15 protein-coding genes and 1 tRNA gene are annotated in these 14,501 nt (G+C 67.5%); 11 read left to right on the top strand and 5 right to left on the bottom strand.

From position 1 onward, the window contains the following. Nucleotides 1-65: 65 nt before the first annotated feature. A complete protein-coding gene (locus GobsT_RS32955; RefSeq protein ID WP_010036266.1) occupies nt 66-470 on the top strand; it encodes a peptidase associated/transthyretin-like domain-containing protein in 405 nt (134 codons plus the stop codon). Between the two features lie 48 nt (nt 471-518). Then, nucleotides 519-1,526: a DUF1559 family PulG-like putative transporter gene (locus GobsT_RS32950; RefSeq protein WP_010036270.1), complete on the top strand. Its 1,008-nt coding sequence runs from the start codon at nt 519-521 to the stop codon at nt 1,524-1,526. A 58-nt stretch (nt 1,527-1,584) separates the two neighbouring features. On the opposite strand, the gene GobsT_RS32945 is transcribed toward GobsT_RS32950, so the two are convergent. Then, complete coding sequence (locus GobsT_RS32945; protein ID WP_010036271.1) at nt 1,585-1,923, bottom strand: hypothetical protein; 339 nt, start codon at nt 1,921-1,923, stop codon at nt 1,585-1,587. A gap of 146 nt (nt 1,924-2,069) precedes the next feature. Here GobsT_RS32945 and truD point away from each other — a divergent pair, with 146 nt between their 5' ends. The 3 genes from truD to GobsT_RS32930 all read left to right on the top strand — a co-directional run bounded on the left by truD (nt 2,070) and on the right by GobsT_RS32930 (nt 6,240). Then, the gene (truD, locus tag GobsT_RS32940; RefSeq protein ID WP_010036272.1) at nt 2,070-3,143 is read left to right on the top strand and encodes a tRNA pseudouridine(13) synthase TruD; all 1,074 of its coding nucleotides are present in this window, start codon (nt 2,070-2,072) and stop codon (nt 3,141-3,143) included. 11 nt (nt 3,144-3,154) lie between these two features. Beyond that, nucleotides 3,155-4,081, top strand: a complete 927-nt coding sequence (locus GobsT_RS32935; RefSeq protein ID WP_010036275.1) for a WD40 repeat domain-containing protein — start codon at nt 3,155-3,157, stop codon at nt 4,079-4,081. Between the two features lie 152 nt (nt 4,082-4,233). Beyond that, nucleotides 4,234-6,240 (top strand): serine/threonine-protein kinase, encoded by a 2,007-nt coding sequence (locus GobsT_RS32930; protein WP_010036276.1) that lies wholly within the window; start codon nt 4,234-4,236, stop codon nt 6,238-6,240. A gap of 6 nt (nt 6,241-6,246) precedes the next feature. On the opposite strand, the gene GobsT_RS32925 is transcribed toward GobsT_RS32930, so the two are convergent. From GobsT_RS32925 to GobsT_RS32915, 3 genes are all read right to left on the bottom strand, one after another. Continuing rightward, nucleotides 6,247-6,627, bottom strand: a complete 381-nt coding sequence (locus tag GobsT_RS32925) for a hypothetical protein (RefSeq protein WP_109570713.1) — start codon at nt 6,625-6,627, stop codon at nt 6,247-6,249. A 77-nt stretch (nt 6,628-6,704) separates the two neighbouring features. Then, complete coding sequence (locus GobsT_RS32920) at nt 6,705-7,745, bottom strand: hypothetical protein (RefSeq protein WP_010036279.1); 1,041 nt, start codon at nt 7,743-7,745, stop codon at nt 6,705-6,707. A gap of 4 nt (nt 7,746-7,749) precedes the next feature. Continuing rightward, on the bottom strand, nt 7,750-7,959 hold the full coding sequence (locus GobsT_RS32915; protein ID WP_148087965.1) for a hypothetical protein: 210 nt from the start codon (nt 7,957-7,959) through the stop codon (nt 7,750-7,752). Nucleotides 7,960-8,241: 282 nt separating this feature from the next. Here GobsT_RS32915 and GobsT_RS32910 point away from each other — a divergent pair, with 282 nt between their 5' ends. After that, nucleotides 8,242-8,838, top strand: coding sequence for a DUF4291 domain-containing protein (locus GobsT_RS32910; RefSeq protein WP_010036282.1), 597 nt, complete (start codon nt 8,242-8,244; stop codon nt 8,836-8,838). A gap of 63 nt (nt 8,839-8,901) precedes the next feature. Then, nucleotides 8,902-9,273, top strand: a complete 372-nt coding sequence (locus GobsT_RS32905; protein ID WP_010036284.1) for a hypothetical protein — start codon at nt 8,902-8,904, stop codon at nt 9,271-9,273. A 50-nt stretch (nt 9,274-9,323) separates the two neighbouring features. Here GobsT_RS32905 and GobsT_RS32900 read toward each other — a convergent pair whose 3' ends face one another. Continuing rightward, nucleotides 9,324-9,803 carry a hypothetical protein gene (locus tag GobsT_RS32900; RefSeq protein ID WP_010036291.1) on the bottom strand — a complete coding sequence of 160 codons (480 nt, stop codon included), beginning with the start codon at nt 9,801-9,803 and terminating at the stop codon, nt 9,324-9,326. A gap of 856 nt (nt 9,804-10,659) precedes the next feature. On the opposite strand from GobsT_RS32900, the gene GobsT_RS32895 reads away from it, so the two are divergent. The 4 genes from GobsT_RS32895 to GobsT_RS32880 all read left to right on the top strand — a co-directional run bounded on the left by GobsT_RS32895 (nt 10,660) and on the right by GobsT_RS32880 (nt 14,497). Next, nucleotides 10,660-11,715, top strand: a complete 1,056-nt coding sequence (locus GobsT_RS32895; RefSeq protein ID WP_148087964.1) for a hypothetical protein — start codon at nt 10,660-10,662, stop codon at nt 11,713-11,715. A 33-nt stretch (nt 11,716-11,748) separates the two neighbouring features. Beyond that, nucleotides 11,749-12,159, top strand: a complete 411-nt coding sequence (locus GobsT_RS41340; protein WP_010036299.1) for a DUF1573 domain-containing protein — start codon at nt 11,749-11,751, stop codon at nt 12,157-12,159. Nucleotides 12,160-12,929: 770 nt separating this feature from the next. Next, nucleotides 12,930-13,016, top strand: a tRNA-Ser gene (locus GobsT_RS32885). Between the two features lie 149 nt (nt 13,017-13,165). Further along, on the top strand, nt 13,166-14,497 hold the full coding sequence (locus GobsT_RS32880) for an IS701 family transposase (RefSeq protein ID WP_010034542.1): 1,332 nt from the start codon (nt 13,166-13,168) through the stop codon (nt 14,495-14,497). The last annotated feature ends 4 nt before the right edge of the window (nt 14,498-14,501 follow it).

The raw sequence follows: 14,501 nt of genomic DNA, 5'->3' as shown, positions 1-14,501 counted from the left end.
GACAACCAACGTCCGCTGCTAACGCGATGCTTGTAGCGTTCACACTCGCGCACCGAGTCCAGCCCTTGCGTGGCGCGGCCGTTCTCACACTGGTGTGCGTCCTGCTTTCGGGCTGCGGCTCGTCCGAGCCAAAGAAGTATCCCGTCACGGGCACCGTTCAGTACAGGGGCGAGCCGCTCAAGGCCGGGACAATCACGTTCCGCTCGCCCGACCGGGCACACATTGCGGTCGGTACCATCGCCGAGGGCCGCTACAACATTCCCGCGGTTTCGGGCCTCCCCGCCGGTCAGTACCAGGTGACCGTCTGCTCGCCGGACCCGAAGGCCCCGGCGCGCCCGGCTGACGAGGGACCCGGCGATTATTCGAACCCGGCCAAAGAATACCTTCCGGCCAAATACAATACGCGCACCGAACTCTCGGCCGAGATCAAAGCCGGGGCAGGCAACGAGATCAGTTTCGACCTCAAATAACGTGCGGCACCGCACGCCGCGTTCGTTCATTCATTAGAGGTGTGATTCATGAAGCGGCGGGGCTTTACGCTCATCGAGCTGTTGGTGGTGATCGCGATCATTGCGATCCTGATCGGGCTGCTGCTGCCGGCGGTCCAGAAGGTGCGCGAGGCGGCGGCCCGCATGAAGTGCAAGAACAACCTGAAGCAACTCGGGCTGGCGATGCACAACTACCACGACAACGGCGGCAACGGCAAGCTGCCGGCGATGCTCGGGAGCGGGTGCTGCTGGGGCACCTGGGTCGTTACGATCATGCCCTATGTCGAGCTTGAAAACGCGTTCAAGCTGTACCAGAACTGGGGCGGCAACGACAACTTCAACTCGAACTACCCGGCTCCGGGCGTCCCCGGCACGCCTCCCCGGTTCAGCACCGCCCCGAACACGACCAACGTCACCACCCGCCGGTATTCCGTTCTGACGTGTCCGGGAGACAACGACAACACCCCGTACAGCAACATCACGACCAACAACTACGCCGTGTGCGCGGGGAACCGGAGTACGGTCGGGGGCTTGGGGGCCGTGGTCCCCTCTCCCGCTGGGTACACGCCGCAGGCCGGCATGTTCGACGCGCTGGCACCCGCAACGATCCTCTCGGGCGCGGGAGTGACCGCAACGCAGGCACCGAACGTACGGTTCACCCGGCTGATCGACGTGGCGGACGGGCTCACGAACACGGTAATGATCGGCGAAGTGCTCCAGAGCCAGGGGAAGGATTTCCGCGGGCTCACCTGGTACGGCGAGGCGGCCGGGTTCAGCACGTTCCAACCGCCGAACACCGCGACCCCGGACCGGATCTCCTTTGCCACCTACTGTAACAACCAGCCCGCGCAAGGGCTGCCGTGTGCGGCCAGCGACTCGGCCAACCCGATCGTCTACTACAGCCGGAGCCGGCACAGCGGCGGGGCGAACACGTGCCTCGGCGACGCCAGCGTGCGGTTCATCCGCAACAACATCGACCCGGCCACGTGGCTGAACATGGGACCGATCGCGGACGGCGCGGTCATCAACCTCGACTGAGCGAGGTGAAACGCTCGGTGCTTCCGACCGGCCGCCGAGCGTTTCACGACCGCTTCGGTCACTTGTCCTTGCCCTTCTCGTCCTTCACCTCCACCTTGCCCTTGGCGAGCGTCGCCTTGAGCAACTCCACCTCCTTGAGCGCGTCCTCTTTCTTCTCGTGCGGGACGTAGTTGCCGGCGATCGCCTTGCCGCTCGCGTTCAGCACCTTGAACCGCCACCCGTCCTTGGCCTTCCACACCTCGACCGTCCCGACGTCGTCGCTTTTCTTATCGACGGCCTTTTTGTCCTCGGGCTTCTTGTCCTTGTCTTTCTGAAGCGCCGGGGCGAGCCCGCCGCCGGATGCGACCAGTGCGGCGATGGCGGCGGACAGCGCGAGCGCGCGGAACGCGGTGTACATGTGCGTGCCCTGTGGTGAGAGGCGCGCCGCGGGAATCCGCGGCGCGGGGAGGATTATGGCACGCGCTGCCGGGTGCCGCAAGCGCCGCGGCGGACGGAACGCGCGGTCCGGCGGTACAATGTCGCTTTCACCCGACCGGACCGACCATGCAACACCCCGCGATGAGTCCCCCGCTGTTCACCGCCGACCTGCCGGGGGTCGGCGGGCGCATCCGCGCCCGCGACGAAGACTTCGAGGTCGAAGAGGTGCCCTCCTACGAGCCGAGCGGCTCGGGCGACCACCTGTACCTCTGGGTCGAAAAGAAGGGCGTCGCGCCGGAGTTCTTCGCCCAGACTATTGCGCGCAAGCTGGGCACGCACCCCGGGAACGTCGGCACCGCGGGCCTCAAGGACCGCCACGCGGTCACCCGGCAGTGGGTGTCCGTGCCGCGCGAGTGCGAGCCCCGCGTCGGCAAACTCGACGGCGACGGCGTGCGGGTGCTGAAAACAGGGCTGCACGCGAACAAGCTGAAGCCCGGTCACCTGCGCGGCAACAAGTTCACCATTCTGATCCGCGACGCCGATCGCTCCGCGCCCGCGGACGCGATCCTGGACCGCATCCGCACCCAGGGGCTGCCGAACTACTACGGCCCCCAGCGGTTCGGCCGCGACGGCGGCACCGTGGACCTCGGCTTCCAGTGCCTCGCGGGCAAGGCGCCGCGCCGCATCCGTCCGTTTCTCTTCCGGTTCGCGCTCTCGGCGGTTCAGTCGCTGCTGTTCAACGACTACCTCTCGCGCCGGATGAAGGACGGGCTGTTCCGCACCGTACTCGACGGCGACGTGATGACGAAGTGGCCGTTCGGCGGGATGTTCGTCGCGCAGGACGTGCCCGCGGAGCAGGCGCGGTTCGACGCGCGCGAAACGGTGACGGCCGGGCCGATGTTCGGGAAGAAAACGTTCCCGGGGGCCGGTGTGGCGGCGGAACGCGAGGCCGTCGTGCTGAGCGACAACAAGCTCTCGGTGGCGTCGTTCGCCGGGTTCGGCAAACTGGTGATGGGCACCCGGCGCCAGAACATCGTCTACCTCGACGACCTCACCTCCGCGTGGGAGGCGGACGGGTTGCGGCTGTCGTTCACGCTCCCGGCGGGCAGCTACGCGACGGTGCTGCTCGCGGAGGTGATGAAGGCCAACATCGCGGAAGACGGCGACGCATCGGACGGTGCAGACGAGGACGAACAGTAGCGGAGGGGACGATGTGGGTTCAAAAGCTCGCGGCCGGGGTGGCGGCGATAGCGTTTGCACCAGACGGGCGGACACTATACGTTGCGGACCGCGGCCGCGCGGTGACCGCTTGGGACACGATCACACGCACCTGCCGCCCTTTGTTCAAGCTCACGCGCAACGACCACGCGGCGATCGTCCGGTTGTTCATCGCCGGTGCGGGGCGTTACCTCGTCGCCCTGGTCGGCCGCGCGATGCGGGCGTACGACCTTGAAACGGGAGCCGAACGCGCGCGATTGGAGCTGCCGGGCATCCCGCGCGACCGGTTGGACTTGCCTGCCGTGCGCGAAATGGTCCCGCTTCCCGGGACCGAACCTCGGGTCGTCTACGCGGCCGAAGACTGTCGCAGCCTGTTGGTCTGGGTGCCCAACGGCCGAGAGCCCGGCGCTGTGTTTGCCGGGCCGTTTGAGAAAGGCATCTGGAGCTACGACCTCAGCCCGGACGGGCGCACCGTCGCAGTGCTGTATGTCATGGAGGCCGTCGTCTTGTTCGACCCGGTGACAGGAGTTGTGTCGGCGCGGTTCCCGATCCCGCGGGACCAGGCCCTCGGTATGAACCGCGTAAAATTCACCCCGGACGGGCAGTCACTTATGTTGTTCCACTTGGGGCACGTTCAGAGATGGGATGCCGCCCGCGGCGAAACGGTCGGGCCGGCGGTCCGGCTTGGCGGGCGTAACCGGTACGAGACCACCGCGTTTCACCCAACCGCGCGGGTGTTCGCCGCCATAAACGACAGCGGGCACCCGACGCTGTTCGACCTCGACACCGGCGCGGCGCTCCGCGCGCTCGATTTTCAACTGGGTACTCGGGCCACGTGCCTCACCTTCTCGCCCGACGGCCTCACCTGTGCGGTCGGTGGCAGTAACAAGCAGTTCGCGGTGTTCGACGTTGACCTTTGAGGCCGGGCCAGCGCGCCTCCTGCCCCGGCCTTTACACCTCCTCTGGGGCCGAAATTCTTGTGCGGCCGAATCAGATCATTTCCCCAACATTTCGACGGTTCGCGTTCTACAGTTGAGACGGCGCCCTGCTTATACTCGTCCCGGCACGCCCCATGCCACCGGTCACCACCGCCGACAGCGGCACCTCACGACCGTACACGAAGCTGGCAGGCACCGAGCCGTTGCCCGGGTACAAGCTGCTCGCGCCGCTCGGCCGCGGCGGGTTCGGTGAGGTGTGGAAGTGCGAGGCCCCCGGCGGACTTCACAAGGCCGTCAAGTTCGTCACGTCCGAATCCGAAGACGGGCGCGGCGACGAGCGGTTCGAACAGGAACTCGCGGCGTTCGAGCAGATCAAGGCGATTCGGCACCCGTTCCTACTCACCCTCGAGCGCGTCGAGCAGATCAACGGTGAGCTGATCATGGTGATGGAGCTGGCCGACCGCCAGCTCCAGGACCGGTTCTGCGAGTGCCGCACCTGCGGGCTGCCGGGCATCCCGCGCGACGAACTGCTGGCGTACTTCGCCGATGCCGCTGAGGCGCTCGACGTGATCGCCGCCAAGTTCGGCCTCCAGCACCTCGACGTGAAGCCCGCGAACCTATTTCTTGTGTCCGGGCACGTGAAGGTCGGCGACTACGGGCTGGTGGCGCAGCTCGAAGGCCCGGACGCCGGGAACCGCGGGCTCACTCCCCGGTACGTCGCGCCCGAGGTGCTCCACGGCACCCCGAGCAGCGCCTCGGACCAGTACAGCCTCGCTCTGGTGTACCAGGAGCTGCTGACGGGCGAGTTCCCGTACACCGGGCGCACCCCGCAGCAGTTGATGCTCCAGCACGTGTCGGCCCAACCGAACCTGTCGGTGCTGCCGCCGGCCGATCAGGAGCCGGTCGCGCGGGCGCTGGCGAAGAAACCTGAGAACCGGTTCCCCTCGTGCCTGGCGTTCGTGCAGGCGCTCATGAGCGCCGAGAGCGCCACGGCGCTGCCGAACGCGAGCGTCCTCATGCGCCGGGCGCGGGTCGACCGCTCGGTGGCCGAAATGAACCTGGGCGACGCCCCCGGCGACTCGTCGGTGGCCGAGCGGAGCGATCCGACGCACCCGGGGCGCGGCCGTCAGACCCACCTCACGCAGAGCTTCACGCTCCCGGCCAAGCCGTCGCTAACCGTGCCCGGGGCACCGCGAGGTGGGCTGCCGCCGCTGGTGGCGAACACCCAGAAGGGGCTGACCCGTCCCGGCACCGCGAGCCCCACCGTTCACGGGCGCCCGGCGCCGGTTGGCGCCCCGCACCCGGCGGTGCCGGCGCCGCCTCCACCGCCGCTGTTCGCCGACGAGTTCGAGGCCGGGCTGGTGGTCCTGGAGCAGATCACTTCGGTGATTCCGGTCGCGCTGCTGCTCGGCATGGAGCCGACGGGGCAACCGCCCGACCCGCAAACGTTCGCGGCGGCCGTGGTGGGGGCCGCCGCCGGCGGGTACGTTTCTCACGTGCCCGGCGACGTGAACCGGCTTCCGGACGGCGGGTGGGAGTGCCGGTTCCCCACGACGGTCCCCGTGTCGGTGGTGCCGCTCAAGCTGGCGGTGCTGCGCGAGAGCTGGGGCGTGTCGGTCGAGCAGCCTGACCCCGGGCGGCTGGTGCTCAAGCGCACGGTGGGCGGCGGGGGGCTGTTCGGGGGCAAGAAGTTCGGGTTCGAGGTGACGGTGACGCTGCCTCCGGCCGGACGCCCGATCGGGGAGATCGGCACGACGGCCCAGTTGGTCGGCACCCCGGACCCGAAGTTCGCCCGGGACTCCGAGCGCATACTCCCGGAACTCCTCGGGGACATCCGCGGGCAACTGTGCAACGTGCAGGACCGGCGCAAGACGCCGCGGATCGCGTCTGGCGGGGTGCTGACGGTGTACCCGCTGCACGGCGACGGCGGGGTGGACCCGGCGGTCGAGGGCCGGTGCCGCGACGTGTCCTTGGGCGGGCTCGGGTTCGCGACCCCGGTGCCGGTCGCGACGAAGTACGCGTACATCGCGTTCCCGAACGTCGGCCCGGCCGCCGGGCACGCGGTGCTGGTGCGTCTGATCCGGGTGCAGCACACCGGCCGCGAGCACGTCTTCGGCGCGCAGTACCGTACCGACCTATAACGCCGCTCACCAGCCGAACCAGCCGAGGGCGATCAGCGCCTCGCCCAACCCGAACGAGCACAGGTTCGCGAGCACGATCGCGCCCGCGTCCCGGAGGGCGGCGCGGCGGTCGGGCGGGAGCGGGCGCACGAACGCCGCCCAGAAGATCGCGCACTCCGCGGCCGGCGCGAACGTCTCGGCGGTCAATAGGTACAGCCCCCTCTCGTCGGCGCCGAACAGGCCCGGCAGTACCAGCCACACCACCGGGTACGTGCAGGCGGTGAGCCACGCCCCCGCGAACAGCCGCGCCCCCACCGGGTGCCGGCGGGACAGCAACAGCAGCAGCACCACCGTTTCTACTGCGACCGTGATGCAATAGCCGACGAGCATCTGTTGCAAATAGGGCATCGAGCGAACCGATTGCGAAGGATGAAAGGTCTCGCCCCACAGGCACACATGCGCCTATGTGGCGAGCCCGTCCGCTTCTAGATCATGCGCAGCAGGAACGGCACCTCGGCCAGCACGTGCAGCATCGCGACGGTGAAGTACACGCGGCGGGTCGTTTCGTAATCGATGCCGAAGCACACCCACAGCGCCACCACCGCCGACAGCCCGAACAGCAGCACGGCGGCGACGCCCCGCGCCCACGTCGGGCTGCGTCGCGCCGCCGGGATGGCCTTCAGCTCCCACGGGCGGGAGCGCAGGCCGATCAGCGGGATCAGAAGCACCCACACGCCGTAATGCACCATTTCGAGGAACGTGTGCGCGGCGACCAGGAAGTGCGGCGACACGTCCGGCAGCGCCCACGCCCCGGAGTGGTCCGCGAGTGTGTCGGCACGCAGCGCCGTCGGCGCGAACGCCAGGGTCACTTGGTCCGTTCCCGGCAACCCGGGCGCGTCCTTCAGCCACCACCAGAGGGCCACCAGAAACAGCGGCACGCACAGCGCCGCCACGCGGAAGGCCTTGCGCCAGTGGGGGCGCGAGCGGGCCAGTTCGCGGTCCAAGAGCCAGAGGGCCATGAGCGGGTGGAGGTACACCAGCGCGATCGGCAGCGCGAACGGGCTCAGCCACGCCCCGGCACACAGAAAGAACGCCAGCGGCCACACCCACCCGCCGTCGAACCGCGGGTTCGTGCGGGACCGCATCCACACCAGGAACGCCACCCAGAACAGGAAGGCCGAGCACCACACCGCGTACAGTTCGGGACCGGACACCAGGTCCGCGGGCGAAACGAGGAACGGGAGCGCGGCGTACCCGGTGGTCAGCCCGACGATGCCGCACACGCTGACCGCGAAGAAGCCCCAGAGCTTCCCGGCCCGGGCCGGGAGCCGCCCGAGGGCGTAACGGGCCTCGAACCAGTTGTGCGGCCCGGCGAACAGGAACACGGTCGCCAGCGCGAACCCGACCGGCAGCGCGCCGGACAGCGCCGCCGCACCGGCCGCGAGGGCGACGAACCCGCCCGCGAACGCCAGCCCGCTCGTTCGCCGTGCACCTGCGTGGAGAGAGGCAGGGGCCGATACGGACATGGGATCACCCCCGCAGTGCCGCCCGACGCGAGCGAACGAGCCACACACCCGCAAACACCAGCGCGGCCGCGGTGGCGAGTCCCGCCACGACATGCGCCGTCAGCTCGCCCGGTGGCGGTGGCGGTGGGGGCGGGGGCGGCATGATCACATCCGCGCGAACGTGGCTCGCGCTGAGTAGCGCGGATACAAGCGCGGCCGCAAGGAGTCGCTTCATGTTCGCCGCTCTGAGACGTTGGGTGAGTTGATTGTCCGCGCCGCCGCGCCCCGAGTCAACAACCGGGCGCGCGAACCGCGGATCACGCCGCCGTGTCGGTAGCCTGCTCCAGGTGTACGGTTCTATTCGAGGTTTTGGTGTTGAGTGCGGCCCGCCCGAGCCGCGAGCGGTGCTCTGAGCATCAAATGAACCACATTCGTGGCACGAGGGCACGATGTTGCAACCGCTCGCGGAGCGAGCGGGCCACACTCAAGACCAGAAGCCTATTAGACGGAGTGTGACGTGGGCGCAGCGCGCGAGATCCGGGCGGATTACGACCGGGACACGATCGCCATCTATCAAGCGTACCCGCCGGCGATCGCCGACGCGGCGCTGGCCGCGGGGCGGTTCGTGCCGCCGTTCTCGTTCCACCGGATGACGTGGATCAAGCCGTCGTTCCTGTGGCTGATGCACCGCAGCAACTGGGCACAGAAACGCGGTCAGGAGCGGGTGCTGTGCGTGCGGGTGCGGCGGTCCGGTTGGGAAGCCGCCCTGGCGCAAGCAGTTCTCACGTCGTTCGAGCCCACGGTGTTCACCGACCCTGACACGTGGGCGGAGCAGTTCGCTACGGCCCGGGTTCACCTCCAATGGGACCCCGAGCGGTCGCTGCGGGGGGCCGGTTTGCCGTACGATAGCATTCAGGTCGGGTTGAGCCGGCACGTGATCCGCGAGTACGCGGACGACTGGGTGGCACGGATCGAAGACTACACGCCGGTGGTGCGGAAGGTCTACACTCTGCTGCAATCCGGTCGGGCGGACAAGGCCCGGCGGTTCCTTCCCCCGGAGCGCGTGTACCCGGTCGGCGGCGAGCTGGGACGACGGCTGTCGCTTCGCGCGTGAGAGCGCACGGGGCTCACGACAGAAACCTGTCGCTTCAGTTCGGCAGTTCAGCGCAGTTTGGAAATGCGGAAACGTCCGATCGCGTTGCCGTTACTCGTTCACGACTTCAGCCATGCCCGCGTTGAAGCGGTCGCGGTCGGGCCGCGGCGAGAGGTCACGCTGTCCGTTTCGCCGCTGGTTTGGGATGGGGGCGCCGGCCGGTACGCGGCCCCCGTCCCGGTGCGGTTCGGCGAGATCGAGAACGTCTCGGAGGTGTCGGCGTTCTTTGCCGGCGCCCCGCACGCGCGCTCCGAATTGGCGTGGCTACGGTACGCCGATCATCCTCGGTCCAGACCAGGGGGCTTGTTCCTTGAACTGGCGTTCGAGCGGGTGGATGTCCGGATCGTAGTGCGGTGCAGCCGCCTGATGGTAGGCGACCCGGACCCGGCTCGCTGAGCGGTTCTGTGCCGGACGGCTTCCGGACTTGAACCGCGGGGCGCCGTATTTCAGGGCGTTGCGGCGTTCGGAGATTGCCCTCCGGAAGCGGGCACGACAGGACCCGTGCCACCAGATTCGACGGGCCTGGGAGGTCGCGGGTGGCGCGACAAAATGGGCTGTTGGCCGTCCACAAGAACCCCGATTACCTGCCCGTCCGGGCCGTAACTGAACCGAACGGTCCGGCCCTCAATACACTGCTTGGCCGCGCTGTAGAGTTCCACCGGGGTGGTAACGACCTCGCTCAGACCGAGGGTGATGCAGAACTCCATCACACGGTAGATGATCTTTTCCTGTTCCGTCAGCTTGCGGTGAGTTCGGAACTCGTCGAACGGTTGCTCCCCGTCTCCGCTAACAGTCGGCCGACCGAAGGAGTTGTGAACCTGCTCGCGCGTCTCGAACGTGTTCAAGTCGGTGCCGCTGCCGACGATGAAAATCGAGCAGCCGGTTGATAAAAGGGTTGCGGCGATGAGTGTGTAAAGGCCCTTCATGTGCGCCGGCGCCCCCGGTTGTGTTACCAGGGACATAGCTGCCATAGCGGGGCGGTCAAGATGAATCGTAAGGTCGAAACATCGCTGTGCCTTTTGGAAGCGATCAACCCTCACGTGTCCCTGCCACGGCCCGTGCGAGTGACGATCGACCGCTGTGGTTATGAGGCCGGTCGTTACCCGCGCACCCCGTGGCAACGTCACGCCTTGAACCCAGTGTCCTGTTTCGGCGCCAAGAGAGACTTGTGACCGGCACGCCGCGGCGGACGGAATGGCTTTTGTGACAGTCCGGCGCCTCACATCCTCTGCAGCAAATGCCGGCGCCAGGGCAGGGAAATAATATCGCCGAATTCACTTGATCGCTCGCTGTTGTGACGTTAGCATCCGCGGTGTGCAAATATTGTCAGATTTTTAATTGCGTTCTGGCTGATCGATCGCCAGGCCGATTTGCCAGACACGTCACCGGTACGCGCCCTTGCTCGGTCTATCGGGTGACAGATGACCACCGCAGTATCCAGTCGGAAATCGCTACTCACGCACGCAGCCTTGGTGCTGTTGCGGACGACCCGAGCGACATGCGAGAGGGAGAGCCGGTCCGGCGGTTCGTCACCATCCGGCACATGGCCGGCACGCCAATTCGGCTGATCGGCAGCAAAGTATCATGCGCCCCTGTTTCGTGGTGGTGGGCGACTGGCCGAGTGCATTGGTAACCGCTCGACCGATTACGCCGGGACTTGCGCACCAGTGGCGTGCGTCGGCTGTGTGATGGTGCGCGGCCTCTGCTACTGTCCGCTTTACGTGTTCTGACCTGTCGGGTCCCGCCAGGCGCGGCGGGCGTCGCACGTGGTTGGTGGGCTGTATGCGATTTCCGACCCGCACGCGCGAGACGGAGGGGGCCATGTGGCTCGTGGTTCGATGTACGGCGACGGCTCTCGTGCTCACGTCGCCCGGTTGGATTGGGGCCGACGATGCGACGTTGACCCGACTCAAGGTCGAGGGCCGGCCGGCGTGGCGTGCGCTCGAAGAGTCGGCGACCAGCCGCTCGTGGACCGGTCGGGTTACCGACGAGGTGCAGAAGCCGGGCGAGGCGAAGGTGCCCGGGCGCTACCACAACATTGAGGTCGCGGTGCGCCGGCGGCCGGACCGGCTCGCCTTCGAGGCTCACCGGAAGGAGCTGCCGGACAAGCAAAGCGCGGCCCACTCCGCGATCGTCTTCAACCCTACGTACTCCTTTATCGCCACGAAGCCCCAGTTGACGACCAAGAACTGGTCGCTCAGCAACTTGGCGGTCAGCGAGGCCGAGGCCGTCCGTATGCGGGACGGGGTCGAACTGGAGCACGGCTGGCTGATCGCGCCGCACCGGTTCTACGCCGGCGTTCGCATGGACGAGTGGTTCGATCAGCCCTTCGTCAAACTGCTCCACGCGGACACCGTCCGCGAGGACGATCGCGAACTCGTGCGGGCGACGTTCGATTTCACCTTGCCGGCGGACCCCAACCGCACCGCCCTCCAGGGCGAAGCGGTGTACGACCCGGGGCGGGGGTGGGCCATGCTCCGGCGGGTCATCAGCCGTCCCAAAGCGAGTGACGAGGCGAAGATCCAGTACGCGGCGTCCGAGCCCTCCCCGCTCGCCTGGGAGCGGGTGACGGTGACCAGCAAGCTGCCGTCCCGCGAGTTAATTAAAACGTTTACGATTGAATCGATCTCGCAAGACCCGACCCCTGACGAATCGTACACCCTGCCCGCCTACGGGTTGCCCGAGATCGGCGCCCCGCGCGATGACCAAGCCGGCGGCCAAACACCTCCCACCCCACCTCCCAGTTGGCGCTGGGGCTGGATCGGGCTGGCCGCCTTTAGCGTCGTGGGGCTGTGCCTCGCTGCTACCGCCGTTTACCGGAAGCGGCGAACCGCGTAGCCCGATGCGGCCGCCAGGGCGGAGGTCGATGACATGCGTATGGTGAGAGCTTTGGTTTTGTGTGGCGCCGGCGCGCTCGCCGGGTGCGACTCGCACGCGCGGTACAGCCAACCGCCGTCCGTTCGCGATCAGGTGACGGTTAATCGGTCGATAGACTTGGGGCGCGTGTCGGCCGGGGCTGAAGCCGTGGCCCGGTTCGGTGTCACCAACGACGGCACTTCGGACCTTGTACTTCTTGGGGGACAGGGGTGTTGCAAAGTGGAAGGGTGTGCCGAACTGGCGGGCGAGTTCCCCCTGACACTGCCCCCGGGTCAGACGTGTACTCTGGAGGCGGCCTGTACCTTTAAACGCCGCGGCCACTTCGTGGGGAAAATTGTGCTGTATACAAGTTCGGCACAAGACAAGGTCGTTGAACTTTCGGTGCTTGCCGAGGTGGCGGAGTGAGCCGGTTGACCCGCGCGCTGCGTACAACCGCTTGCCACGCCCGCGTTCGTTGCGTCTGCGGTCGGCGCGGTGCTCATCGCAGCCCGGGCCTCAAACTGGTGGTCGAGCCGGCCGACCTGGTTAGTCCCGTGGCGGGGTTGCCAATCGTTCTGGCCTTGGTGATCGATTTCGGGCTCGGGCGCTGGCCGGCTTCCGGTTGGTGCCCACGTCTGGCCGTCTGGCCACCGTGTACACCGGCTGACTCGCTTCGTATCATCGCTCTTCCAGCGCTCGACACCGGCCCGTGGGTAGGGACGCGAGCCGCATGGCCCGCGTCGAGTGGTTCGGGTGGAACCTGCGACAATAGTGTTATCTTTTTGTTATCGCGACAATCAGGTTGTATGATTCGCGATCCGGTTGGGTTTGGTTTTGTGGTACAGACGCTACCAGCCGGACGGTGGATAAGGCGCTCAGAGGGCTACCTCGGCGCTTGACGGTACTTCATCAGGCTTTACAGTCAGTTCCGGCAGAAGAGCCGCTACCTTCTGGCGGCCTGAGCGAAAACGTGGCGTACGGCTTCTTCGGTCGGGCGACTGCTTTTCGCGGCGCGCGCGAACTGCTAGACTGTTTCATGCGTCACCTACGCGTGGCAAAGGCGCGGGGCGCTGTTCGCAGCGCGTCACCACGCCCCCGGCCTACCTGAAAAGAGGATGGTGGCAGTTAAAGCGTTTTTAAAGGACGGATGTGTCAACACGAAGAGCGTGACCGAAGTGATAGGAGCGTAAGGATTTGGAAGGGTGGCAGAGTGGTCGATTGCACCGGTCTTGAAAACCGGCAACGCCGAAAGGCGTTCCAGGGTTCGAATCCCTGCCCTTCCGCTGCAAATCTCAACGAATCGCAGCAAAACTGTACTTTCCGCGAATTTGTAGGCCGGGCGGTGATGGTGGTACGTTCGGAGTAGACGAATGCCGGCCCGTCCGGGAGGATGGCGTTACCACACGACCTCCCAACCCGAACGGACGCGGCGATGCCATCTTCGCACACTCCGGCCCCGCGGTGCCAGTGGTTTTCGATTCTGGCCGGTGCCTTGGATCGGCGCTCGGGCCGGCGGTTGGCGCTGTTGTTCCTGGGGGTGCTGTTGGCCCGCGGGCGACAGGCCCGGAGTTGCTGGATCCGAGCCGCCGGGTTGTCGTCCCAGTACCGCCGCTGCTACCCCACCGCGGCCGCCGTCGGGCGCCGGGCCGAGGCCATCGCCACCCGGTTGTTGGTCGAGGTGCTCCGGCCGTTGGTGACCGGGCCGCGGGTCGTGCTCGCGTTGGATGACACCCCGACGGCGCGGTACGGTTCCCAGGTGCAAGGGGCCGGGGTGCACCACAACCCGACCCCCGGGCCGGCCGGGAGCGGGTTCGTGTACGGGCACGTGTGGGTGGTCCTCGGGTTGCTGGTGGCGCACCCGCTGGGCGGGGTCGTGGCGTTACCCCTGTTGGCCCGGCGGTACATCCGGAAGGCGAACCTGGGGGCGGTTCGGGCGGCGGACCGGCCCCCGTTCGCAACCAAGCTGACCATGGCCGTGGGCTTGGTGCGGTGGGCGCACGGGTGGCTGGCGTTGTGGGGGAAGGCGGTGTGGGTGGTGGCCGACGGGGCGTACGCCCAGGGGCCGGTGCTCAAGCCGCTGCGGAAGCTCGGGGTGACGGTGGTGAGCCGACTGCGCCGGGATGCGGCCCTGTGCTCGGTGCCACCGGCGCGAGTGCCCGGGCGGCCCGGGCGGCCGCGGGTGTACGGGACCGAGCGGGTGTCGCTGGCCAAGCGGGCCGCCCACCCCGGCGGGTGGAGCACCGGCATGTTCACCGTGTACGGGAAGTCGGTCGAGAAGCGGTACAAGACGTTCGTGGCCACGTGGCGCCCGGCCGGTGGGGCGATCCGGGTGGTGTTGGTGGACGAGCCCCACGGATGGGTCGCGTTCTTCGGCACCGACACCACCGCGACCGTGGCCGACATCCTGGAGCGGGTGGCCGACCGGTTCACCCTGGAGACCTGTTTTCGGGATCTCAAACAAGTCGCCGGGGCGGGTCAGCAGCAGGTGCGCGGGGTGCCGTCGAACGTGGGGTGCTTCCACCTGTGCGCGTGGGCCCACACCCTGACCGAGGTGTGGGCCTGGAACCAGAACGCCGAGGCCCTGGTGGGGCACCGATCCGCATCCCCGTGGGACGACCCGAACCGGCGCCCGAGCCACGCGGACAAGCGCCGGGCCTGGCAACACGAGCTGTTGGCCCAGGAGATTCAGGCCGTTGTGGGCGAGCACCACGACCACGCGAAAATCCGCGACCTCGCCCACCGGTGCTTGGATCTGGCCGCGTGAGCGC

It is taken from the genome of Gemmata obscuriglobus, from assembly GCF_008065095.1.
GTDB lineage: Bacteria > Planctomycetota > Planctomycetia > Gemmatales > Gemmataceae > Gemmata > Gemmata obscuriglobus.
The sequence above is the reverse complement of the archived record's forward strand: the minus strand, read 5'-3'. Positions and strand labels throughout refer to the sequence as shown.

What these genes read in the sequence shown, in the direction of transcription:
- GobsT_RS32950 (WP_010036270.1), top strand. Translation starts at nt 519, where the DNA reads ATGAAGCGGCGGGGCTTTACGCTCATCGAGCTGTTGGTGGTGATCGCG.
- GobsT_RS32945 (WP_010036271.1), bottom strand. Translation starts at nt 1,923, where the DNA reads ATGTACACCGCGTTCCGCGCGCTCGCGCTGTCCGCCGCCATCGCCGCA.
- truD (WP_010036272.1), top strand. Translation starts at nt 2,070, where the DNA reads ATGCAACACCCCGCGATGAGTCCCCCGCTGTTCACCGCCGACCTGCCG.
- GobsT_RS32935 (WP_010036275.1), top strand. Translation starts at nt 3,155, where the DNA reads ATGTGGGTTCAAAAGCTCGCGGCCGGGGTGGCGGCGATAGCGTTTGCA.
- GobsT_RS32930 (WP_010036276.1), top strand. Translation starts at nt 4,234, where the DNA reads ATGCCACCGGTCACCACCGCCGACAGCGGCACCTCACGACCGTACACG.
- GobsT_RS32925 (WP_109570713.1), bottom strand. Translation starts at nt 6,627, where the DNA reads ATGCCCTATTTGCAACAGATGCTCGTCGGCTATTGCATCACGGTCGCA.
- GobsT_RS32920 (WP_010036279.1), bottom strand. Translation starts at nt 7,745, where the DNA reads ATGTCCGTATCGGCCCCTGCCTCTCTCCACGCAGGTGCACGGCGAACG.
- GobsT_RS32915 (WP_148087965.1), bottom strand. Translation starts at nt 7,959, where the DNA reads ATGAAGCGACTCCTTGCGGCCGCGCTTGTATCCGCGCTACTCAGCGCG.
- GobsT_RS32905 (WP_010036284.1), top strand. Translation starts at nt 8,902, where the DNA reads ATGCGGAAACGTCCGATCGCGTTGCCGTTACTCGTTCACGACTTCAGC.
- GobsT_RS32900 (WP_010036291.1), bottom strand. Translation starts at nt 9,803, where the DNA reads ATGAAGGGCCTTTACACACTCATCGCCGCAACCCTTTTATCAACCGGC.
- GobsT_RS32895 (WP_148087964.1), top strand. Translation starts at nt 10,660, where the DNA reads ATGCGATTTCCGACCCGCACGCGCGAGACGGAGGGGGCCATGTGGCTC.
- GobsT_RS41340 (WP_010036299.1), top strand. Translation starts at nt 11,749, where the DNA reads ATGCGTATGGTGAGAGCTTTGGTTTTGTGTGGCGCCGGCGCGCTCGCC.
- GobsT_RS32880 (WP_010034542.1), top strand. Translation starts at nt 13,166, where the DNA reads ATGCCATCTTCGCACACTCCGGCCCCGCGGTGCCAGTGGTTTTCGATT.